The sequence below is a fragment of the Pseudoduganella sp. HUAS MS19 genome, assembly GCF_053615455.1.
This window is the reverse complement of record NZ_CM132133.1, coordinates 2,512,033-2,531,307: the sequence shown is the minus strand read 5'-3', so window position 1 is coordinate 2,531,307 and position 19,275 is coordinate 2,512,033. Positions and strand designations below refer to the sequence as shown.

General features: G+C 64.4%; 16 protein-coding genes. 7 read left to right on the top strand and 9 right to left on the bottom strand.

The annotated features are described in order from the left end of the window. Positions 1-10: 10 nt before the first annotated feature. Positions 11-1,237: a GGDEF domain-containing protein gene (locus ACWBU6_RS11645; RefSeq protein WP_452648946.1), complete on the top strand. Its 1,227-nt coding sequence runs from the start codon at positions 11-13 to the stop codon at positions 1,235-1,237. Continuing rightward, positions 1,234-2,439, top strand: coding sequence for a GGDEF domain-containing protein (locus ACWBU6_RS11640; RefSeq protein WP_452648945.1), 1,206 nt, complete (start codon positions 1,234-1,236; stop codon positions 2,437-2,439). The genes ACWBU6_RS11645 and ACWBU6_RS11640 overlap by 4 nt, the downstream gene beginning before the upstream one ends. Here ACWBU6_RS11640 and ACWBU6_RS11635 read toward each other — a convergent pair whose 3' ends face one another. Beyond that, positions 2,440-2,778 carry a P-II family nitrogen regulator gene (locus tag ACWBU6_RS11635; protein ID WP_452648944.1) on the bottom strand — a complete coding sequence of 113 codons (339 nt, stop codon included), beginning with the start codon at positions 2,776-2,778 and terminating at the stop codon, positions 2,440-2,442. It lies immediately after the preceding gene. Between the two features lie 20 nt (positions 2,779-2,798). Further along, the gene (locus ACWBU6_RS11630) at positions 2,799-4,853 is read right to left on the bottom strand and encodes an NAD(+) synthase (RefSeq protein WP_452648943.1); all 2,055 of its coding nucleotides are present in this window, start codon (positions 4,851-4,853) and stop codon (positions 2,799-2,801) included. Between the two features lie 146 nt (positions 4,854-4,999). On the opposite strand from ACWBU6_RS11630, the gene ACWBU6_RS11625 reads away from it, so the two are divergent. Beyond that, positions 5,000-6,121, top strand: coding sequence for a GNAT family N-acetyltransferase (locus tag ACWBU6_RS11625; protein ID WP_452648942.1), 1,122 nt, complete (start codon positions 5,000-5,002; stop codon positions 6,119-6,121). On the opposite strand, the gene ACWBU6_RS11620 is transcribed toward ACWBU6_RS11625, so the two are convergent. The 6 genes from ACWBU6_RS11620 to hemC all read right to left on the bottom strand — a co-directional run bounded on the left by ACWBU6_RS11620 (position 6,118) and on the right by hemC (position 12,674). Continuing rightward, positions 6,118-7,695, bottom strand: a complete 1,578-nt coding sequence (locus ACWBU6_RS11620; RefSeq protein ID WP_452648941.1) for an FAD-dependent oxidoreductase — start codon at positions 7,693-7,695, stop codon at positions 6,118-6,120. The genes ACWBU6_RS11625 and ACWBU6_RS11620 overlap by 4 nt on opposite strands. Before the next feature lie 83 nt (positions 7,696-7,778). Then, positions 7,779-8,315 (bottom strand): inorganic diphosphatase, encoded by a 537-nt coding sequence (gene ppa, locus ACWBU6_RS11615; RefSeq protein WP_452648940.1) that lies wholly within the window; start codon positions 8,313-8,315, stop codon positions 7,779-7,781. A gap of 82 nt (positions 8,316-8,397) precedes the next feature. Further along, entirely contained in the window at positions 8,398-9,594 is a 1,197-nt protein-coding gene (locus tag ACWBU6_RS11610) for a heme biosynthesis HemY N-terminal domain-containing protein (RefSeq protein WP_452648939.1), read from the bottom strand. After that, entirely contained in the window at positions 9,594-10,781 is a 1,188-nt protein-coding gene (locus tag ACWBU6_RS11605) for a uroporphyrinogen-III C-methyltransferase (protein WP_452648938.1), read from the bottom strand. Before ACWBU6_RS11605 ends, ACWBU6_RS11610 begins: the two co-directional genes overlap by 1 nt. Then, entirely contained in the window at positions 10,778-11,542 is a 765-nt protein-coding gene (locus tag ACWBU6_RS11600; protein ID WP_452648937.1) for a uroporphyrinogen-III synthase, read from the bottom strand. Before ACWBU6_RS11600 ends, ACWBU6_RS11605 begins: the two co-directional genes overlap by 4 nt. Positions 11,543-11,690: 148 nt before the next feature. Next, entirely contained in the window at positions 11,691-12,674 is a 984-nt protein-coding gene (gene hemC, locus ACWBU6_RS11595; protein WP_452648936.1) for a hydroxymethylbilane synthase, read from the bottom strand. Between the two features lie 166 nt (positions 12,675-12,840). Between hemC and ppc the strand changes: the two genes are divergently transcribed. Both ppc and ACWBU6_RS11585 read left to right on the top strand, forming a co-directional pair. After that, positions 12,841-15,660 (top strand): phosphoenolpyruvate carboxylase, encoded by a 2,820-nt coding sequence (gene ppc / locus ACWBU6_RS11590; RefSeq protein ID WP_452648935.1) that lies wholly within the window; start codon positions 12,841-12,843, stop codon positions 15,658-15,660. Positions 15,661-15,755: 95 nt separating this feature from the next. Beyond that, entirely contained in the window at positions 15,756-16,382 is a 627-nt protein-coding gene (locus tag ACWBU6_RS11585) for a GIN domain-containing protein (protein WP_452648934.1), read from the top strand. A gap of 23 nt (positions 16,383-16,405) precedes the next feature. On the opposite strand, the gene ACWBU6_RS11580 is transcribed toward ACWBU6_RS11585, so the two are convergent. Next, a complete protein-coding gene (locus ACWBU6_RS11580; RefSeq protein ID WP_452648933.1) occupies positions 16,406-17,083 on the bottom strand; it encodes a GNAT family N-acetyltransferase in 678 nt (225 codons plus the stop codon). Positions 17,084-17,093: 10 nt separating this feature from the next. On the opposite strand from ACWBU6_RS11580, the gene ACWBU6_RS11575 reads away from it, so the two are divergent. Further along, complete coding sequence (locus ACWBU6_RS11575; protein ID WP_452648932.1) at positions 17,094-17,435, top strand: zinc ribbon domain-containing protein YjdM; 342 nt, start codon at positions 17,094-17,096, stop codon at positions 17,433-17,435. 276 nt (positions 17,436-17,711) lie between these two features. Further along, the gene (locus ACWBU6_RS11570; RefSeq protein WP_452648931.1) at positions 17,712-19,262 is read left to right on the top strand and encodes a S10 family peptidase; all 1,551 of its coding nucleotides are present in this window, start codon (positions 17,712-17,714) and stop codon (positions 19,260-19,262) included. Positions 19,263-19,275: the final 13 nt, after the last annotated feature.

The window sequence follows — 19,275 nt, the reverse complement described above, 5'->3', positions numbered from 1 at the left end:
CTGCCTGTCCGTGTTTACCTTTGATGTCGCTACTGCAACTAGCCTGGTCGGCTTCCTGTCGATCCTGATTGCCTGCGCCTTCCGCGGCCTGCACGGCGGCACCCTGGGCGCCACGCCCGGCGGGCAATGGGCCATGTCGGCCCTGGCAGGCGGTGCGGCCGCGCTGCTGGCAGCCAACGCCGCCGCCCTGCCGGACTACCTTGGCACCATCGCCGACAATACGCTGACGGTGGTCAGCCTGGTCTTCATCCATCGCGGCACCGCAATACTGGTGGGTGCACGCCCCAGCGACCGCCATTACGTCCTGGGGGTTGCAGCGGCAGCCGCAGGCTTCGCCTGGTTCAGTTACGTTCAGCCGAGCGTGCAGGCACGCATCGGACTGGTGTCCGCCTACCGCGCCGCATTTTACTGCGCCACCTTGCTGATGCTGGTTAAGCGTCCCGGCCTGCCCGCCGGCGCCCGCTACCTGGTCGACATCCTGGCGCTGGCCGCCATCTGGAGCCTGCTGCGCCTGGGGGCGGCCCTGTTCTCCGGCAGCCATATCGACAGTTTTCTGGCAGGCGGTTCGTCGTTTGCCGTCATGGTGACAGTGGGCGGCACCCTGCATGTGCTGGTCAATGCCTTCCAGTTCCGCCTGGAGAGCGAGCAGATTCGCGACGAACTGGCAGCCCACGCCGGCCGCCTGCGCAAGAAACGCGACATGCTGAAGGCCGAGGTGGCCGAGCGCACCGCGGAATTGACCCTGCAGGCCAGCACCGACAGCATGACCGGCATCGCCAATCGCCGCCACCTGATGGAGCGCGGAAACGACGAAATCGAACGCGCCCGCCGCTACCACCTGCCGCTGGCACTCCTGCTGCTCGATATCGACCATTTCAAGCAGATCAATGACCGCTTCGGGCACCCGGCTGGCGACAAACTGCTGCAGGTGATTGCGCAAGCCTGCCAGACCAACGCCCGCAACGTCGACCTGCCAGGCCGCCTCGGCGGCGAAGAATTTGCCTTGCTGATGCCGGAAACCAGCGCCGTTGCCGCCCGCCTTGCGGCCGAACGGCTGCGGCGCGCCATCGCCGCCATCACGCCTGAGCTGTCGGGCGTGCCGCATCAGGTCACGGCCAGCTTCGGCGTCGCCGCGCTCAGATCGCATGATGCGTCAATGGAAGGACTGCTGGTGCGCGCCGACGCTGCGCTGTACCGCGCCAAGAACGGTGGCCGCAACCGGGTGGAGGCGGCTTGAACACCCTGCACATTGGCACCTGTCACCTCACGCTCGGCTTTGCATGCCTGGCGATCGGTATTGCCTTCATCGGCCTGCATGCCCTGCATGATGGGCGCTCCGCCGGCTCGAACTGGAGCCTGGCCGCCATATGCCAGGGCTTGGCATGGTTGCTGGCCGGTGTCAGCGGCAAGCTTCCGGCCGCGCTGGCACTCACGCTGCCCAACGTGCTGCTCGCCGCCAATGCCGTGCTGCTGCTGCGCGGGGCCGCGCGCTACATGCCCGTGCCACCGCCATGGCTGCTCAAACCCCAGCCCTGGACGGAATTCCTGCTGGCGACAGCCCTGCTCTACGCCTGCTCCGGGCCTGCGGGCGAAAGCGCTCGCATCGCCCTTGGCGCAGCGCTTCGCGTTCCATTGCTGCTGGCAGCCGTCGTGCTGCTGTCGCGCCACGCGCCCGGCAATGGCCGCGCCATCTTGTGCGCCTTGTTCGGCATCGACGCAGCCTGGCATCTGACCGGCATTGCCGCAGGCCCGGCCAGCCTCACGGCGGCCGGAGAACTGCTGCGCGGCGCGCTTGCCATTCTCGTCATTGCCGCCCAGTTCCGCATCGAGAGCGACAATGCGCGGACCTCGCTCCAGGCCCAGGCCGATGCGCTGGAAGTGGAAAGCATGCAACTGGAAAAAACGGTCGAGGAGCGCTGCCGGGAACTGCACGAGATCGCGACCACCGATTTCCTGACCGGCATTGCCAACCGCCGCCAGTTCATGGCACGCAGCGAAATGGAGATCGAACGCTCGCGCCGCTATGGGCACAAGCTCTCGCTGCTGATGATTGATATCGACCATTTCAAGTCGATCAACGACAAGTTCGGCCACCCTGTTGGCGACAGGGCAATTGCCGCCATCGGACGCCACTGCGCCACGGCCTGCAGGCGCAGCGACCTGGCGGCAAGGCTGGGAGGCGAGGAGTTTGCAATCCTGCTGCCATCAACCGGCAGCAACGAGGCGCAGATAGTTGCCGAGCGCCTGCGGGCTGGCGCCCATGCCCTGCAAGTGCGGCATGATGGCCAGGCCGTTCCACTCCAGCTGAGCATCGGCATTGCCTGCCTGGCGGCGGAAGACACTGGCCCGGACACGCTGCTGGCGCGCGCCGACCAGGCTTTGTACGCGGCCAAGAACGCCGGCCGCGATTGCGTACAGGTCGCTAAGACTGCGGCCTGATCAAACCGCGTCGGCGCCGGTTTCGCCGGTGCGGATGCGGATCACCTGCTCGATATTCTGCACGAAGATCTTGCCGTCGCCGATCTTGCCGGTGCGCGCCGCCTTGATGATCGCGTCGACGGCGGTATCGACCACGCCGTCGTCCACCACCACTTCCACCTTCACCTTCGGCAGGAAATCGACCACGTACTCTGCGCCGCGATACAGCTCGGTATGGCCCTTCTGGCGGCCGAAGCCTTTTACCTCGGTCACGGTCAGGCCGGTCACGTTCACTTCGGCCAGCGATTCACGCACTTCGTCCAGTTTGAATGGCTTGATGATGGCGGTAATTTGCTTCATTGCGTTCTCCTTATAGTGGTTTAAGCGTCAGGCACGGTCTTCAGGTTTTCCAGCCAGGCCGCAGCTTCCGAATCGCTCGGTGCGCGCCAGTCGCCGCGCGGCGACAGCGAACCGCCGGAGCCGACTTTCGGCGCGTTCGGCACGCAAGTGCGCTTGAACTGGGAACTCTGGAAAAAGCGCTTGAGGAAGATGCCCAGGTTGTGTTTGATGTCTTTGAGCTCATACTGGTTGCGCGGCACATGCTCGTCTTCCGGCCACTGGCCCGCCTCGCGGTCGCGCCACGCGTGATAGGCCAGGAAGGCCACCTTCGCCGGCGAGAAGCCGAAACGCAGCGTGTAGTAAAGGTTGAAATCCTGCAGTTCGTAAGGGCCGATGAAGTCCTGCGTCACCTGCGCCGGGACTTCCTCGCCAGCCTTGCCCGGCACGAGTTCGGGACTGATTTCCGTATTCACGACGGCCAGCAGCACGCTCGAATTGACGTCGCCGAACTGCTTGCTCTCGGCCACCCACCGCACCAGGTGCGTGATCAGGGTCTTGGGCACGCTGGCATTGACGTTGTAGTGCGACATATGGTCGCCCACACCGTAAGTGCACCAGCCCAGCGCCAGCTCGCTCAGATCGCCGGTGCCGATGACGATGCCGTTATGGTGGTTCGCCATGCGGAACAGGTGGTTGGTGCGCTCGCCGGCCTGCACGTTCTCGAACGTGATGTCGTACTGTTCCTTGCCCTCGCTGTACGGATGGCCGAGGTCCTTCAGCATCTGGATGCAGCTTGGGCGGATATCCACTTCCATCGCAGTGCAGCCAATGAACTGCATCAGCGCGCGCGCCTGGTCCAGCGTGCGGCTGCTGGTGGCAAAGCCCGGCATGGTGGCAGCGATGATATTGGTGCGCGGCAGGCCGAGATGATCCATCGCCTTGGCGCAGACCAGCAGCGCGTGGGTCGAATCGAGCCCGCCCGACACTCCGATCACCACCTTCCTGATGCCGGACGAGGAAAGGCGCTGCACCAGCGCACTGACCTGGATGTTATAGACCTCGTTGCAGCGCCGGTCGCGCAGTTGCGGGTTGGACGGCACATACGGGAAGCGCGCCACATTGCGCTCCAGCGGCAACACGCGGTGCGACGGCAGTTCAACCGGGAAGCGCGCGGTACGGAACTGCGCCACTTCCGCTTTGTGGCGGCGGCTCGAATGGCCGAAGGTCGTGGTGCGCATGCGCTCGCGCGACAGGCGCTCCAGGTCCACGTCGGCAAAGATGATGTGCGATTCCTCCGCGAAGCGCTCAGACTCCGCCAGCATTTCGCCATTCTCGTAAATCAGCGCCTGCCCGTCCCAGGCCAGGTCGGTGGTCGACTCGCCGCGCCCCGCCGAAGAATAAAGGTAAGCCGCGATGCAGCGCGCCGACTGCTGCCCCACCAGCTGGCGGCGGTAGTCGGCCTTGCCGACCAGGATATTCGAAGCCGACAGGTTGACCAGCACAGTCGCCCCGGCCAGTGCAGCAAAGGAGGACGGCGGGATCGGCACCCACACATCCTCGCAAATCTCGATATGGAACTTGAACAGCGGCAGGTTCTCCAGCTCGAAAAGCTGGCTGGCGCCGAACGGCACCTGCTGGCCGAGCAGCGAGATCTCGGTGGCAATCGCCTCGTCGGCCGCGCTGAACTGGCGCGCCTCGTAAAACTCGCCGTAATTCGGCAGGTAAGACTTCGGCACCACGCCGCGAATCACGCCGCCCGACACCACGATCGCACAATTGAACAACTGGTGGTCGACCCGCAGCGGCGCCCCCACGACCAGGGCCGTCGGAATGCGGCTGGACGCCTCGACAACGCACTGCAAGGCCTGCAACACCCCATCTAGCAACGCGCGCTGATGGAACAGGTCATCGCAAGAGTAGGCAGACAAGCCCAGCTCCGGGAAAGCCACCAGCACCGCCCCCTTCGCCGCCGCCTGCTCCGCCAGTGCGATCGTCTGCGCCGCATTGAACAGCGGATCAGCCACCCGGCAGCGCGGCACGCCAACCGCCACGCGGGCAAAATCATGGTTGTACAAATTATGGAAGGAATGCGACATAGCTCAGCAAGGCCAAAGGTGATGGCGAAGATTTTAACATTGCAGCGAAATGTCCACCTTGGGGTCAGGAACGAATGTGGACATTCCCAAAGGAATGTCCACATTCGTTCCTGACCCCAAGGTGGACATTTCGTTAGAATGGCGCGATGGAATACCGTACCAGCGTCCTTTCTTCCCTCGCCGATGTCGCCCCTGCCCAATGGGATCGGCTGGCGGCGGGCAATCCCTTCCTGTCGCATGCCTTCCTGCACGCCTTGCATGAATCAGGCAGTGCGTGCGCGGAAACCGGGTGGCAGCCGCAATTTCTCGCCGTATGGGATGGCGAGAGCTTGGCTGCGGCCATGCCGCTCTACATCAAAGCCCATTCCTACGGCGAGTATGTGTTCGACTGGGCCTGGGCCGACGCCTATCACCGCAACGGCGTCGCGTACTACCCCAAGCTGCTGTCCGCTATCCCTTTTACGCCCGTTACCGGATCGCGCCTGCTGGCGCGCGATGCGGCGGCGCGCAGCGCCCTGCTGACCTTCCTGCGCGAGCAGCAAGGCGTGGCCGGCATGTCTTCCACCCATATCCTTTATCCGCCGGAGGACGAGGCGGAACAACTGCGCGAGGCCGGCTTCATGCTGCGCAGCGGCGTGCAGTTCCATTGGCTGAACCAGGGTTACGAGCATTTCGACCAGTTCCTGCTCACGCTGGAACACAAGAAACGCAAAAACATCCGCGCCGAGCGCCGCAAGGTCAAGGAAGCCGGCATCACCATGCGCCGGCTGCGCGGCCACGAAACGAGCGAGCAAGACTGGCGCTTTTTTCACCGCTGCTACAGCAACACCTACGCCGAGCACCGCTCCTCGCCCTACCTGAACCTGGATTTCTGGCTGCGCCTGGCCCGCACCATGCCGCAACACCTGCTGCTGGTACTTGCCGAGCGCGGCAGCCAGCCGGTCGCCGCCTCGCTGCTCATCCACAGCGAAGAGACGCTATACGGCCGCTATTGGGGCGCAACGGAACACATCCCCTGCCTGCATTTCGAAACCGCCTATTACCAGCCGCTCGAATTCTGCATCGCCAACGGCATCAAGACCTTCGAAGGCGGGGCCCAGGGGGAACACAAGATGGCGCGCGGCTTCCTGCCGCAGAAGACCTATTCCGCCCACTGGCTGGCCCATCCCGCCTTCAGCGACGCGGTGCAACGCTTCCTGGAACGCGAGGCAGGCGGCATCGACACCTACCTCGATGAACTGAACGAACATACGCCCTTCCGCCGCTAGCGCGGCGCGCGGTGGCTGCTGCCGTGCCGGCCCGGCACCGGCTGGATGCCGGCTTCGTCATCATCCAGCGCGTCCGCCGCCAGCGCCGTGTTGGCCGGCCCGTGCAGCACCGCGCCCTCAGCCGAAAAGCGCGAGCCGTGGCATGGACAATCCCAGGACCGTTCGGCAGGATTCCAGCTCACCGCGCAGCCGAGGTGGGTGCATGCCGCCGACATCGCGTGCAGTCCGCCATCGTCGTCGCGATAGACCGCCACCTTCCTGGCGCCGCGATTCAGGATAGCGCCCTGTCCCGGCGCGATTTCCACCGCCGACTCCACGTCGCCGCCACGCAGCCAGTCGCCATACTGCGCCAGCGTGTTGACCTGCTCCTGCATGAATTCCTTCATGCCGTGGAAAGGCTTGCGGGCCGGATCGTACAGCTCGGCCCAGGGATTTTCCCGTCCGATCACCAGGTCGCGCACGATCATTGCCCCCAGCGTGCAGTGGGTCATGCCGGTGCCCGAGTCGCCACTGATTACATACACCTGGCTGTCATCGGCCGGATTGCGGCCGAGGAACGGCAGCCCGTCGGCCGGCTCCATGACTTCCCCCGACCAGCGCAGGGTCACCGCTCCGGCCATCGGGAAGTGCTGCCGCGTCCAGGCCTCAAGCTGGTCGTGCCGGTGGCGCGGGTCGCCGTCCTGCCCGACCTTATGGTCGCAGCCCCCGACAATCAGCAGCTCATGCCCCGGGCTGGCGCCACCTGCTTCCAGCCGCACGTAATAATATGGATCCCCCGTATCCCACAGCAGCATGTGCGGCAGGGACCCGCGCGGCACCTCCACCCCGATCACATAGGTGCGATAGCCATTTTGCTTGGTATGCAGCACGACGCGGTTATTGAACGGGGTATTGGTGGCCACCACCACGGCGTTTGCAAGCACGCGGCCGTTGGCCGTCTTCACCTGCAGCTTGTCCCCGGCGCGGTCGATGCCGGTGGCACGGCTGCCGCAGAAAATACGCCCGTCGCGCCGACGGATGCAATCGGCCAGCCCGTCCAGGTATTTCAGCGGATGGAATTGCGCCAGTCGGGCGTAGCGCATGCAGGTGCCGCTTTCAAACGGCAGGCCTGGCACCTGGGGCAACAGCTCGGCTTCCAGCCCGGCGCGCGTGGCTGCCTCGCCTTCGAGGCGGATTTCATTGGGGTCGCCAGTGGCGGAATACAGGTAACCGTCGAGCCGCTCAAACTCGCAGTCCAGTCCTTCGCTGCCAACGATGGACGCCACCTGGTCGATGGCTGCCATCTGGCCGGCGGCCACCAGCCTGGCATTGACTGAGCCGAAGTTCTGCTCGATGCAGTGGTACCACTCATCCGGCGGCATCAGGTGCGCGGTGGTGCGTCCGGTTTCACCGCTGCCCAGCTGCCGCGCTTCCAGCAGTACCACGCGCCGCCCTTCCAGCGCGAGCAGGTATGCAGTCGTAAGGCCGGCGATACCGCCGCCGATGATGCAGGCATCGGCCTGCAGTTCGCCGCTCAGTTCCGGCATGGCGGCGACAGGGGCGGTCTTCGCCCAGATCGACAATGATCCTTCCATCTCGCGTCCTCCCTGCAAGGGTGCACGCATCGACTATACAAAAAAAGCGCCCCACGGGGCGCTTTCTTCGATCAGGCCTGCAATCAGCCTTCCTGCTTGGCCGCTTGTGCGACGCCGTGCATGATTTCTTTCTTCGCTTCTTCCGGGCCGTACCAGCCTTCGACCTTGACCCACTTGCCTGGCTCCAGGTCTTTATAGTGCTCGAAGAAGTGCTGGATCTGCTGCAGGCGCAGGTCCTGCAGGTCTTCCGGCTTCTGCCAGTGCTTGTAGATCGGCAGGATCTTGTCGACCGGAACCGCCAGCACTTTCGCATCTTCGCCGGATTCGTCGGTCATTTTCAGCACGCCGATGGCGCGGCAGCGCACCACCACGCCCGGGATCAGCGGGAACGGGGTGATCACCAGCACGTCGACCGGATCGCCGTCGTTGGACAGGGTGTTAGGGATGTAGCCATAGTTGCATGGGTAGTGCATGGCGGTGCCCATGAAACGGTCGACGAAGATGGCGCCGGATTCCTTGTCCACTTCATACTTGATCGGATCCGCGTTCATCGGGATCTCGATAATCACGTTGAAATCGTTCGGCAGGTCTTTGCCGGCCGGTACTTTATTCAGGCTCATGTTTTTCCTCGTTTAATGCATTTTAATCAGTCTAACCTTGCAATTATAGCGAAGTGGAGGCCGCTTGTGCGGCGCAGCACCGTCACAGGATAGTTGCCAAGGCGCACTGGCGATAATGGTTCGCCGCTTCTTCCGGCTGGGACAGCGCTTCGTGCAACTGCGCCAGCTTGAGGTGGGATTCGCGCACCATGCGCGATTCGGAGGCGTCGGACAGGGCCTGTTCCAGGTAGCGCTGGGCCTTGCCCCACAGCTTCTGCTTCAGGCACAGCGAACCGAGGGTCAGCGCCAGCTCGGCGTCGTTGGGGCGCTCGCGCACCCAGCCTTCGCAATGCTCGATCTGCACCAGCAGCGCGGCGGAACCGACCGGTGCGGCAGCGTCGCGGTAGGCGCGCAGCACGCGCTCATCCCAGTTGGCGGCCAGCGACTCTTCGCACACCACGCGGGCTTCGTCGTGCAGCCCCCGTGCATTGAGGGCCGTGGCGGCGCGGCATGCCACGTATGGTTTCAGGCGGTCGGCGTTCGGGATGGTGCTCCAGACGCGCTGCAGCGATTCAGCGTCGTGCGCGTTATCGGACAGCAGGTCGTCGTACGCCAGTTCGCGCAGGCGCGCCGACAGCGCCGGATGCAGGGCCTTGTGCTTGTCCAGCAGGCGCACCAGGCGCAGCACTTCCGGCCAGTTCTTGGCTTGCTGTTCAGCCTTCAGCGACCATTGCAGGGCGTGGATGTGGCGGGTGCCGCTGGCATTGAGCTCGCGCACGGCTTCCAGCGCCGCTTCCGGCTGGTGGTCGTCGACCAGCAGCTCGGTCATGGTCATCAGGCGCGCGGTCTTCATGCTGCTGTCGCTGGCGATGCGGGCCAGCCACTGGTCGCGGCGGGCCTGCTGGCGCATGCGGTGCGCGGCGCGGGCGCCGATCAGGGCGGCGACGCCGGCGTTTTCCGGCAGCTCTGCAGCGCGCAGTGCTGCTTTTTCGGCATGGCCGAAGCGGCCTTCGAACAGGGCTTTCAGCGCATCGCGCAAGCCCTTGTTGCCGTCGCGTTCACGCTTGTGCTGGCGGTAGGCGGCCACTTTGCGCGGCATGTTGACGGTGGCGTTGAAAGCGCGCACCAGGAAGTGCACCAGCAGGAAGGCTGCAACCAGCAGCACCATGAAGAAGTTGAGCGACAGGTCGACGCGGTACGGCGGGTAGAACAGCACCACGTTGCCCGGGTTGAAGCGCGCCGTCACGGCGATACCGATGGCCGCGGCCATCATTACAACGAGCCAGATAAAGAGACGCATTATGGCTTCGCCTTGTAGTTACGCACCGCGTTCAGGCTGTCGGCCAGCGTCGGCATTTCGATCTGCAGGTTGCTGCCTTGCAGCTGGCGCAGCAGCTGCTGCGCGGTCTTGGTCTGGGTGGTCTTGGTGTCGAAGTAGCGTGCCAGCGATTCCTGTGCGGCCAGCAGGTCGGCGCGGAAGGCCGCTTCGTTCCGGGACAGCAGCGCCATGCGCGCGTTCAGCAGGCGTAGTTTCAGGTTCTCGCGCAGGAAGTAGGCTTCTTCCGGCGCCAGCATGATGGCGTCCGGCGTATCGACGCGGCGCACGCGGATCAGGGTCGACACTTCCGCCCACATATCGCGGCTCCAGTCCTGCCACACCGTCTGCAGGCGATTGCCCCAGCTGTTCTCGTCTTCTGCCGGTGCGGACGCGGCATCCCTGGCGGCGGCGTCCTTGCCTTTGGCCTTGGCCGGCGCCGGCGCATGGGCCTTGCGCTCCGGCGGCGCCGGCGGGGTTGGCTTGGCGTCGGACAGCATCGGCAGGCCGTCGACCTGGGCGATCACATTATCCAGGCGCACGGCCAGGCCGACATTGTCGACGTTCGGCAGCGCCTTCAGCCGTTCAATGTCCTTGGCGATGGCGCGGCGGATGGTGATGAATTGCGGTTTGTCGGAACGGGACAGGCTGCGGTCGGCATTTTGCAGCGCAATCAGCGCGCCCGGCACGTTGCCGGCCAATTGCAGCTGTTGGCTGGCGGTCGACAGTACCTGCTCGATCTCGGCCAGCGCCCACTCGTCGCGGTTCTTCGACATGTCCTGGTAAAGCTGCTCCAGCGCGAGCTGCTGCGCCTGCGCTTCCTGCTGGCGGTTTTCCAGCACGCCTACCTTAAGCTGGATTTCCTTGGTCGTTTCCTGCACGCTCTTCGTCAGCTGGCTGGTCTGCGCATTCAGGGAATCGCCCTGCTGCAGGCGGCGCGCCATCTCTTCGCGCAGGCGGTGCACCTGGTTTTTCGAGTAGAAGGCTTGCGCAGCCAGCAAGATGCCGAGCACCACCACGGCAATGGTCAGCGGCTGGCGCAGGGCGTCGCGCTCCTGAGCCGGCGGGGTCGCTGGCGCAGCCTGGGCGGTAGTGGGAATGTCGACGGCCGGCGCAGTGTGCGGATTTGGCGGGACGTCTTTGTTGTCAGTTTGGTTAGGCAAATCGTTCATGGACGTGATTGTAACGCGGCGAGCACCCGTTCGTCGCCTGATCCTGTGAGAGTCACATTCGGGAAACCCAAACCCCTTGCCGTTTCGGCAATACGGGAATGGGGCACGATCAGATGATGTTGTTGCAACGATGCAACGATTGTCAACTTGTTCAATTCTTTTAGCAGGCCGACAAGGCCGCGCAGCGCTTCGGAACTGGTGATGACCCAGTCGGCCGGGGTGGCAAGCAGCGTGAGCAGGCGCGCGGCCAGTGCCGGCGTCAGCTGCGGCACGGCGCGCCGATAGGCCGGCAGCACGGTCACCTCGGCGCCGGCGGCGCGGAAGGCTTCGGCCATCAGCTCGCGGCCCGCGTCGCCGCGCACGATCATTACCCTGGCGCCGCGCAGCGCTGGCAGCTCGAGCGCCTGCAGCAGATGTTCCGTATCGCTGTGCGCGGGGTCGGCGGGACTGGCGATCTGGCTGGCGGGCACGCCTTTGGCGACCAGCGCCAGGCGGCTGGCCTCCCCTACGACGGCAGCTTGCAGGCCCTCGGGCCAGGCAGGGATGTGGGCGAAGGCGGCCTCAATAGCGTTCGGCGAGACGAAGGCGACCAGTTGGTAGCCCGCCAGGCCGGCCAGGGCCGAGCGCAACGGTTCCTGGTCGCGCAGCGGGCTGATTTCCAGCAGCGGCAACACCTCGACCTGGCGACCAAGGGCGCGAATGCGGCCCGCCAGTGGCTCGGCCTGCCCGATGGGACGGGTGATGACGACTGGACGCGACATCAAGTGCAGCACCGATCGATCGTGGCAACCTTGGGGTCAGGCCCTCCGGTTGACACGGTCTCGACAAGGCGAATGGCAAGCAAAGGGTCTGACCCCAAGGTTGCCACGGGCTCGGCCGGACAGGTGGCAGGCATGCGGGGCGCCGGGATCAGGCCGCGGGAGCGGCGTTCGGGTTCATGGCGTCGGCTTGTTCGGCCAGGCAGACGGCGAGGATGGCTTCGGCATCCTGGGCGCGCAGTTGCTCGGCGACGTTGGCGCCCAGCGCTTCGGCGTCGGTCGCGGCGCCGCTCACTTCGGCGCGGGCGACACGGGTGCCGTCCGGGGTGGCGACCATGGCGCGCAGGTGCATCCGGCCGGCGTCGACAGTGGCGAAGGCCGCCAGCGGCACCTGGCAGGAGCCGCCAAACACCTTGGAAACCTTGCGCTCGGCCGCCACGGCTTGCGCAGTCGGCAGGTCGTTCAACGGCGCCAGGATGGCTTTCAGGTCCAGGCCATCGCTGCGTTCCGCAATTTCAATCGCCATCGCGCCCTGCCCCGCGGCCGGCAGCGAATCTTCCGGCGCCAGCAGCGATTTGATGCGCTGCGGCAGGCCAAGGCGTTTCAGGCCGGCGGCAGCCAGGATGATGGCCGCGTAATCGCCGCGATCGAGCTTGCCCAGGCGGGTGTCCAGGTTGCCGCGCAAAGGCTTGATCACCAGCTGCGGATAACGCGCGGCGATCAGGGCCTGGCGGCGCAGGCTGCTGGTGCCGACGATGGCGCCGGCCGGCAGTTCGGCCAGCGACGCATAATCGTTGGAAACAAAGGCGTCGCGCGGGTCTTCGCGCTCCAGCACTGCCGCCAGGGCGAATCCTTGCGGCAATTCCATCGGTACATCCTTCAGCGAATGGACGGCCAGGTCAGCGCGGCCCTCTTCCATCGCCACTTCCAGTTCCTTCACGAACAGCCCCTTGCCGCCGACCTTGGACAGCGCGCGATCGAGGATCTGGTCGCCCCGGGTCGTCATGCCCAGGATCTCGATGCTGCACTGCGGATATAATTGGGACAAGCGAGCGCGGACGTGTTCGGCCTGCCACATGGCAAGGCGGCTTTCGCGCGAAGCGATCACCAATTTGGAAGGGAGCTGTCGGGCCATTTCAGGAGTATTCAAAACCAGTTCTTTCGCTGTTGCTAGCGCCAAACCGGCCTTCACCAGTTTATTGCGCATGATCGGGACCACAAATTCTAGCATGCGCGCCCCCTATGCAGACTGCGGCCACGAGCCTTTTGCACGACCATTCTTATCTTTTGACTGATTAACTATGGCAAATCAAGTAAGTGCAACAGACGAAGCAAACCAGAGCGCCGATAAAGACGCGCCGTTGAAAGAAGATATCCGCCTGCTGGGCCGCCTGCTGGGCGACGTCCTGCGGCAACAGGAAGGAGAGGAAGTATTCGCCGTCGTCGAAACCATTCGCCAGACCGCTGTCCGCTTCCGCCGTGAAGCCGACGCCGGCGCCGCCAAGGAACTGGACGGCATGCTGAAGATCCTGACCCGCGAACAGACCATTACGGTGGTGCGCGCCTTCTCCTACTTCTCCCACCTGGCCAATATTGCGGAAGACCAGCACCACATCCGCCGCCGCCGCGCCCACCTGCTGGCCGGCTCGGCACCGCAAAAAGGCAGCATCAGCTTTGCCCTCGACAAGCTGAAAGAATCCGGCGTCGAACTGGACACCGTGACCAGCTTCTTTAAGGAAGCCCTGATCAGCCCCGTCCTGACCGCCCACCCAACCGAGGTGCAGCGCAAGTCCATCCTGGACGCCGAACACGATATCGCCCGCCTGCTGGCCCAGCGCGACTTGCCGCTGACGCCGAAGGAACGCAGCGCCAACCTGCACATGCTGCGCGCCCGCATCGCGACGCTGTGGCAGACGCGCATGCTGCGCTACTCCAAGCTGACCGTGGCCGACGAGATCGACAACGCCCTGTCCTACTACCGCATCACCTTCCTGCGCGAGCTGCCGGCCCTGTACGACGATATCGAGACCGAGATCGCCGAACACTACGGCCCGTCGGCGCCCGCCATCGACGCCTCCTACGTGCAGATGGGCAGCTGGATCGGCGGCGACCGCGACGGCAACCCGAACGTCAACGCCGGCACCATGCAGCATGCGCTGGAGCGCCAGGCCACCACCATCCTCGACTTCTACCTCGATGAAACCCACGCGCTGGGCGCCGAGCTGTCGGTGTCGACCCTGATGGTTGGCTGCTCGCCTGCGCTGCAAGAGCTGTCCGACGCGTCGACCGACACTTCCGACCACCGCAGCGACGAGCCTTACCGCCGCGCCCTGATCGGCATCTACGCCCGCCTGGCCAGTACCGCGCGCGCCCTGGGTGCCACCAACATCCTGCGCAAGGAGGTCGGCCACGCCGAACCTTACCCATGCCCGGCCGATTTCTCGGCCGACCTGCAGGTGCTGATCGCATCGCTGGACGCCAACCACGGTTCCATGCTGGCCCGTCCGCGCCTGACCACCCTAAAGCGCGCTGCCGACATCTTCGGCTTCCACCTGGCGTCGCTGGACATGCGCCAGTCGTCCGACATCCACGAGCGCGTACTGGCGGAACTGTTCGCCAAGGCCGGCGTGCAGCCCGACTATGCGTCGCTCGACGAAGATGCCAAGGTCAAACTGCTGCTGGCCGAGTTAGCGCAACCACGCCCGCTGTATTCGCCCTACATCGAGTATTCGGACGAAACCGCTTCCGAGCTGAGCATCCTGCGTACCGCCCGCGAAATCCGCCAGCGTTACGGCAAGCGCGCCATCCGCAACTACATCATCTCGCACACCGAGACCGTATCGGACCTGCTGGAAGTGTTCGTGCTGCAGCAGGAAACCGGCCTGCTGCGCCAGGACGCAAGCGGCGAGCACACTTCGGACCTGATGGTCATTCCGCTGTTCGAGACCATTCCCGACCTGCAGCGCGCCGCCGGCATCATGCAAGCGCTGATGGCGGTGCCGATGGTGCAAAAGCTGATCGCCAAGCAGGGCCAGATCCAGGAAGTCATGCTGGGCTACTCCGACTCCAACAAGGATGGCGGCTTCATGACCTCCAACTGGGAGCTGTACAAGGCGGAACTGGCCCTGGTGCAGATCTTCGCCAAGGCCGGCGTCAAGCTGCGCCTGTTCCATGGCCGCGGCGGCACCGTCGGCCGCGGCGGCGGTCCGAGCTACGAGGCCATCCTGGCGCAACCGAAGGGCACGGTAAACGGCCAGCTGCGTTTGACGGAACAGGGCGAGATCATCGCTTCCAAGTTCTCCAACGCCGAAATCGGCCGCCGCAATCTGGAACTGCTGGTCTGCTCGACCCTGGAAGCGAGCCTGATGCCGCCGCCGGCCGACGCCTGCCACGGCCCGCGCCTGGCCGGTTTCGAAACCGTGATGGCCGAGATTTCCGAATTGGCCTACAAGGCATACCGCAACCTGGTATACGAAACCCCGGGCTTCACCGACTACTTCTTCTCGGCCACCCCGATCGCGGAGATCGCGGAACTGAACCTCGGTTCGCGCCCGGCTTCCCGTAAATCGACGCGCCGCATCGAAGACTTGCGCGCCATCCCCTGGGGCTTCAGCTGGGGCCAGTGCCGCCTGCTGCTGCCGGGCTGGTACGGTTTCGGCTCCGCCATCGGCGCCTGGATCGCCGCCGGCAACAAGGACGAGCGCACGGCGCAACTGCGCGACATGTTCCAGCACTGGCCGTTCTTCGCCACCCTGCTGTCGAACATGGACATGGTGCTGGCCAAGACCGACCTGGCGATCGCCTCGCGCTACGCCGAGCTGGTGACGGACAAGGAACTGCGTGAGCGCATCTTCAAGCGCATCACCGAGGAGTACCACCAGACCCTCGACTGCCTGGAATCGATCACCGGCACGCGCGACCGGCTGGCCGGCAACCCGCTGCTGGCGCGGTCCATCACCAACCGCTTCCCTTACCTCGACCCGCTGAACCACCTGCAGGTGGAGCTGATCAAGCGCCGCCGCGCGCTGGGCAATGAGGAAGAACGGGCCGACCCGCGCGTCAACCGCGGCATCCACCTGTCGATCAACGGCGTCGCCGCCGGCCTGCGCAACACAGGCTAAGCCACGCTGGCCAACGGGCCCGGGCAAATCCGGGCCCGCTTAGCAAAAACGCCATAACTGCGTCATAATCATGCGCTCGGATATGAGGAGAACGTATGTTCCGTTTGACGCTGTTAGCTGCACTGCTGCTTCCCTCCCTTGCCCTGGCCGATGACCAGGCGCGCACGCTCGGCACCTTCTACGGTGTGAATGTCAAAGGCCCGGTCAATGTCTATGTCGACGTCGGCAAAGCGCAGACCGTCAAGGTCAGTGGACGCCCTGAATACATCAGCAAGGTCAGCACCGCCGTCGACGGCGGCGTGCTGCGCGTGATCTATGAAAAAGACCAGAAAGGCTCGGTTGAGGTCAAGGATGGCGACCGGATCACGATCACCGTACCGGCCCTGACCAGCTTCCGCGTGCTTGGCGCCGGCGAATCGCGCCTCACCAACATCAGCGGTGAGCGCATCGACATCAGCTTCGAAGGCGCCGGAGCGCTGTACGCCAGCGGCACCGTCAAACTGCTGCGCATGAAGGGCCAGGGCGTGGGCCAGGTCAATACCAGGGACCTGCACACCGAACGCACCGACGTCAATTTCAACGGCATGGGCGAGGTCAGCGTCCACGCCAGCGACACCCTGAACCTGGTTGTCCAGGGCATGGGCAACTTCACCTACTTCGGCAACCCCAAGCATGTCAACAAATCCGTGACGGGCCTTGGCAGCGTCAAAGCGGGCAAGTAAGCCTGCCGCGGACCCGGACCTGCCTACGCTGCGGCGTCGCGTACCAGCCGGGCGTGCGGCAACTCGCGGGTTGCCACATATCCCATCGAGCGGTACAGGGCCTGGGCACGGGCATTGGCCGCGCCCACGTGCAGCATGGGGCGCACACCCTGCTGCTGCATGCCGTGCATGATGAATTCGACCAGCTTGCGCGCATAGCCGCGCCCCGTGAAATCGGGATGCGTGCACACCGCGCTCACTTCGCGCATGTGGCCAAGGTCCATGCGTTCCCCGCTCAGCGCCACCAGGCGACCGTCGTCGTGGTGGATGCCGGCATACCTGCCCATCTCGCCGGTGCGCGGCCGGAAGTAGCCGGGAAAGGCGATATCGGTCAGCTCCACCATCGCCGGGTCGCCGGCGGCCAGCACGCGGATCGCCGACATGTCCGGCGCTGCGACCGGGCCGCCCTGGTACACCATTTGCAGCACGCCGGACAGCGCTTGCAGCGTCCAGCCTGGCGCTAGCGTCGGCATGGCGCCGAGGAAGTAATAGCCTTCGCCCACCCCTTCCAGGTCGGCCGCGGACAAGGCTACTCCCGCTTCGGCCACCGCCATGAACGGCGCCACCTCGGCCGGATAGCGGCCGGCCGCACCTGCCGCAATGTTAAAATGCCGCTGCGCGGAGTTCAGCGCAGCCCAGATCGGGTTTTCCAATTCATGCATACGAGTTCCAATGTCCAATTTCCCAGCCTGCCCAAAATGCCAGTCCGAGTATACCTATGAAGACGGCGATAACTATGTCTGCCCTGAATGCGCCCACGAATGGCCAAGGCAGGCCGCCGAAGCAGCCGGCGAATCGGTACGCGTATACAAGGACGCCGCCGGCAATATCCTGCAAGATGGCGACACTGTTACCGTGATCAAGGACCTGAAACCAAAAGGCTCCGGCGGCGTGATCAAACAGGGCACCAAGGTAAAAAACATCCGCCTGGTCGACAGCGACCACGATATCGACTGCAAGATCGACGGCTTCGGCGCCATGAGCCTGAAATCGGAGTTCGTCCGCAAGGTGTGACGATCCGCGAGTATTTATTCGGGTCGGCGCATCCAAAATGGAGGACCGTAGCTGGCACGCCTTCATACCATGGACCCAAGCCGCTCGAGTGGCTGATCCTCGGCTTTCTTGCCCTCGTCGCTGTCACGGCAGGATTCAAGGCCCGCGACCATGTCCGCAAAGGTTTCGACTTCAGCAAGCGCCGGATGCTTTCTATCGCATAGCAGCAATGTAACGGCTTGTTTCCGGCGTGCCGCCCGCCGTAGCGGCGCGCTTTTTATGTGCAATACTCGCCGGATGAAAACATACATCCGAATCGTCCCAGCCCTGATGCTTGCGGCAAGCTGCGTGCATGCCCAGGAAAAGCCGGCGCCAGAAAACGCCGCCAAAACCCAGGCCGCCGCCGATCGTCCGGCCGAGACCAAGGCCTTCGACCGCACACTCAAGGCCGAATCCTCGGTCAGCAAGAACAGCACGGTCACCATCAGGGGCAGGCCCGTACCTTACAAAGTCACAGCCGGCACCCAGCCGGTGTGGGACAAGGACGGCAAGGTCATTGCCTCCCTGTTCTACACCTATTACCAGCGCAGCGATGTCAGCGACAAGTCGCGCCGCCCGCTGGTACTGTCGTTTAACGGCGGCCCCGGTTCGGCATCGGTATGGATGCACATTGCCTACACCGGCCCCAAGGTGCTCAACATCGATTCGGAAGGTTATCCCGTCCAGCCATACGGCGTGAAGGACAACCCGCATTCCATCCTGGACGTGGCGGACATCGTCTACATCGACCCTGTCAATACAGGCTTCTCGCGCATCCTTGATCCGAAAGCCGACCGCGCGGCCTTCTTCGGCGTGAATGCCGACATCAAGTACCTGGCCGATTGGCTGCAGGCCTTCGTCTCGCGCGAAGGCCGCTGGACTTCGCCGAAGTTCCTGATCGGCGAAAGCTACGGCACGGCACGCGTTTCGGGCCTGGCGCTGGAGCTGCAGAACGCGCACTGGATGTACCTGAACGGCGTAGTGCTGGTATCCCCGACCGGCCTGGGCTTGAAGCGCGACGGCCCGGTAGGGCAGGCGCTCGCCCTGCCCTACTACACCGCCGCCGCGTGGTACCAGAAAGCCCTGCCGGCAGAGCTGCAGAAGAAGGACCTGAAAGACGTGCTGCCGGAAGCGGAGTCGTTTGCGGTAAACGAATTGATCCCGGCACTTGCCAACGGCGGCTTCCTCGACGCGCAGAGGCGCAATGCCGTCGCGGCGAAAGTGGCGCATTATTCGGGATTGCCGGAAAAGGTCGTCATGCAGAACAATCTGAGCGTGCCGGTCGGCACCTTCTGGAAGGAACTGCTGCGCGATAAAGGCTACACCATCGGCCGCCTGGATTCGCGCTACCTGGGCATCGACAAGAAGGATGCCGGCGACAAGGTCGATTACAACGCGGAGCTGACCTCCTGGCTGCACTCGTTCACGCCGGCCATCAACTACTACCTGCGCGACGTGCTGGGGTACAAGACCGACCTTACCTACAATATGTTCGGCCCGGTGCACCCCTGGGACAACAAGGACGACAACACTGGCGAGAACCTGCGCCAGGCGATGGCGGCCAACCCCTACCTCAAGCTGCTGGTGCAATCGGGCTACTTCGACGGCGCCACCACCTACTTCGACGCAAAGTACACCATGTGGCAGCTCGACCCGAGCGGCCGCATGAAGGACCGCATGCGCTTTGAGGGCTACCGCAGCGGCCACATGATGTACCTGCGCGCGGAAGACCTGGTGAAATCTAACGACGACCTGCGCGACTTCGTCCAGAAGGCGTTGCCAGGCGCCGGCGTACCTGCGAAGTACTGACAAAAAAATGGGG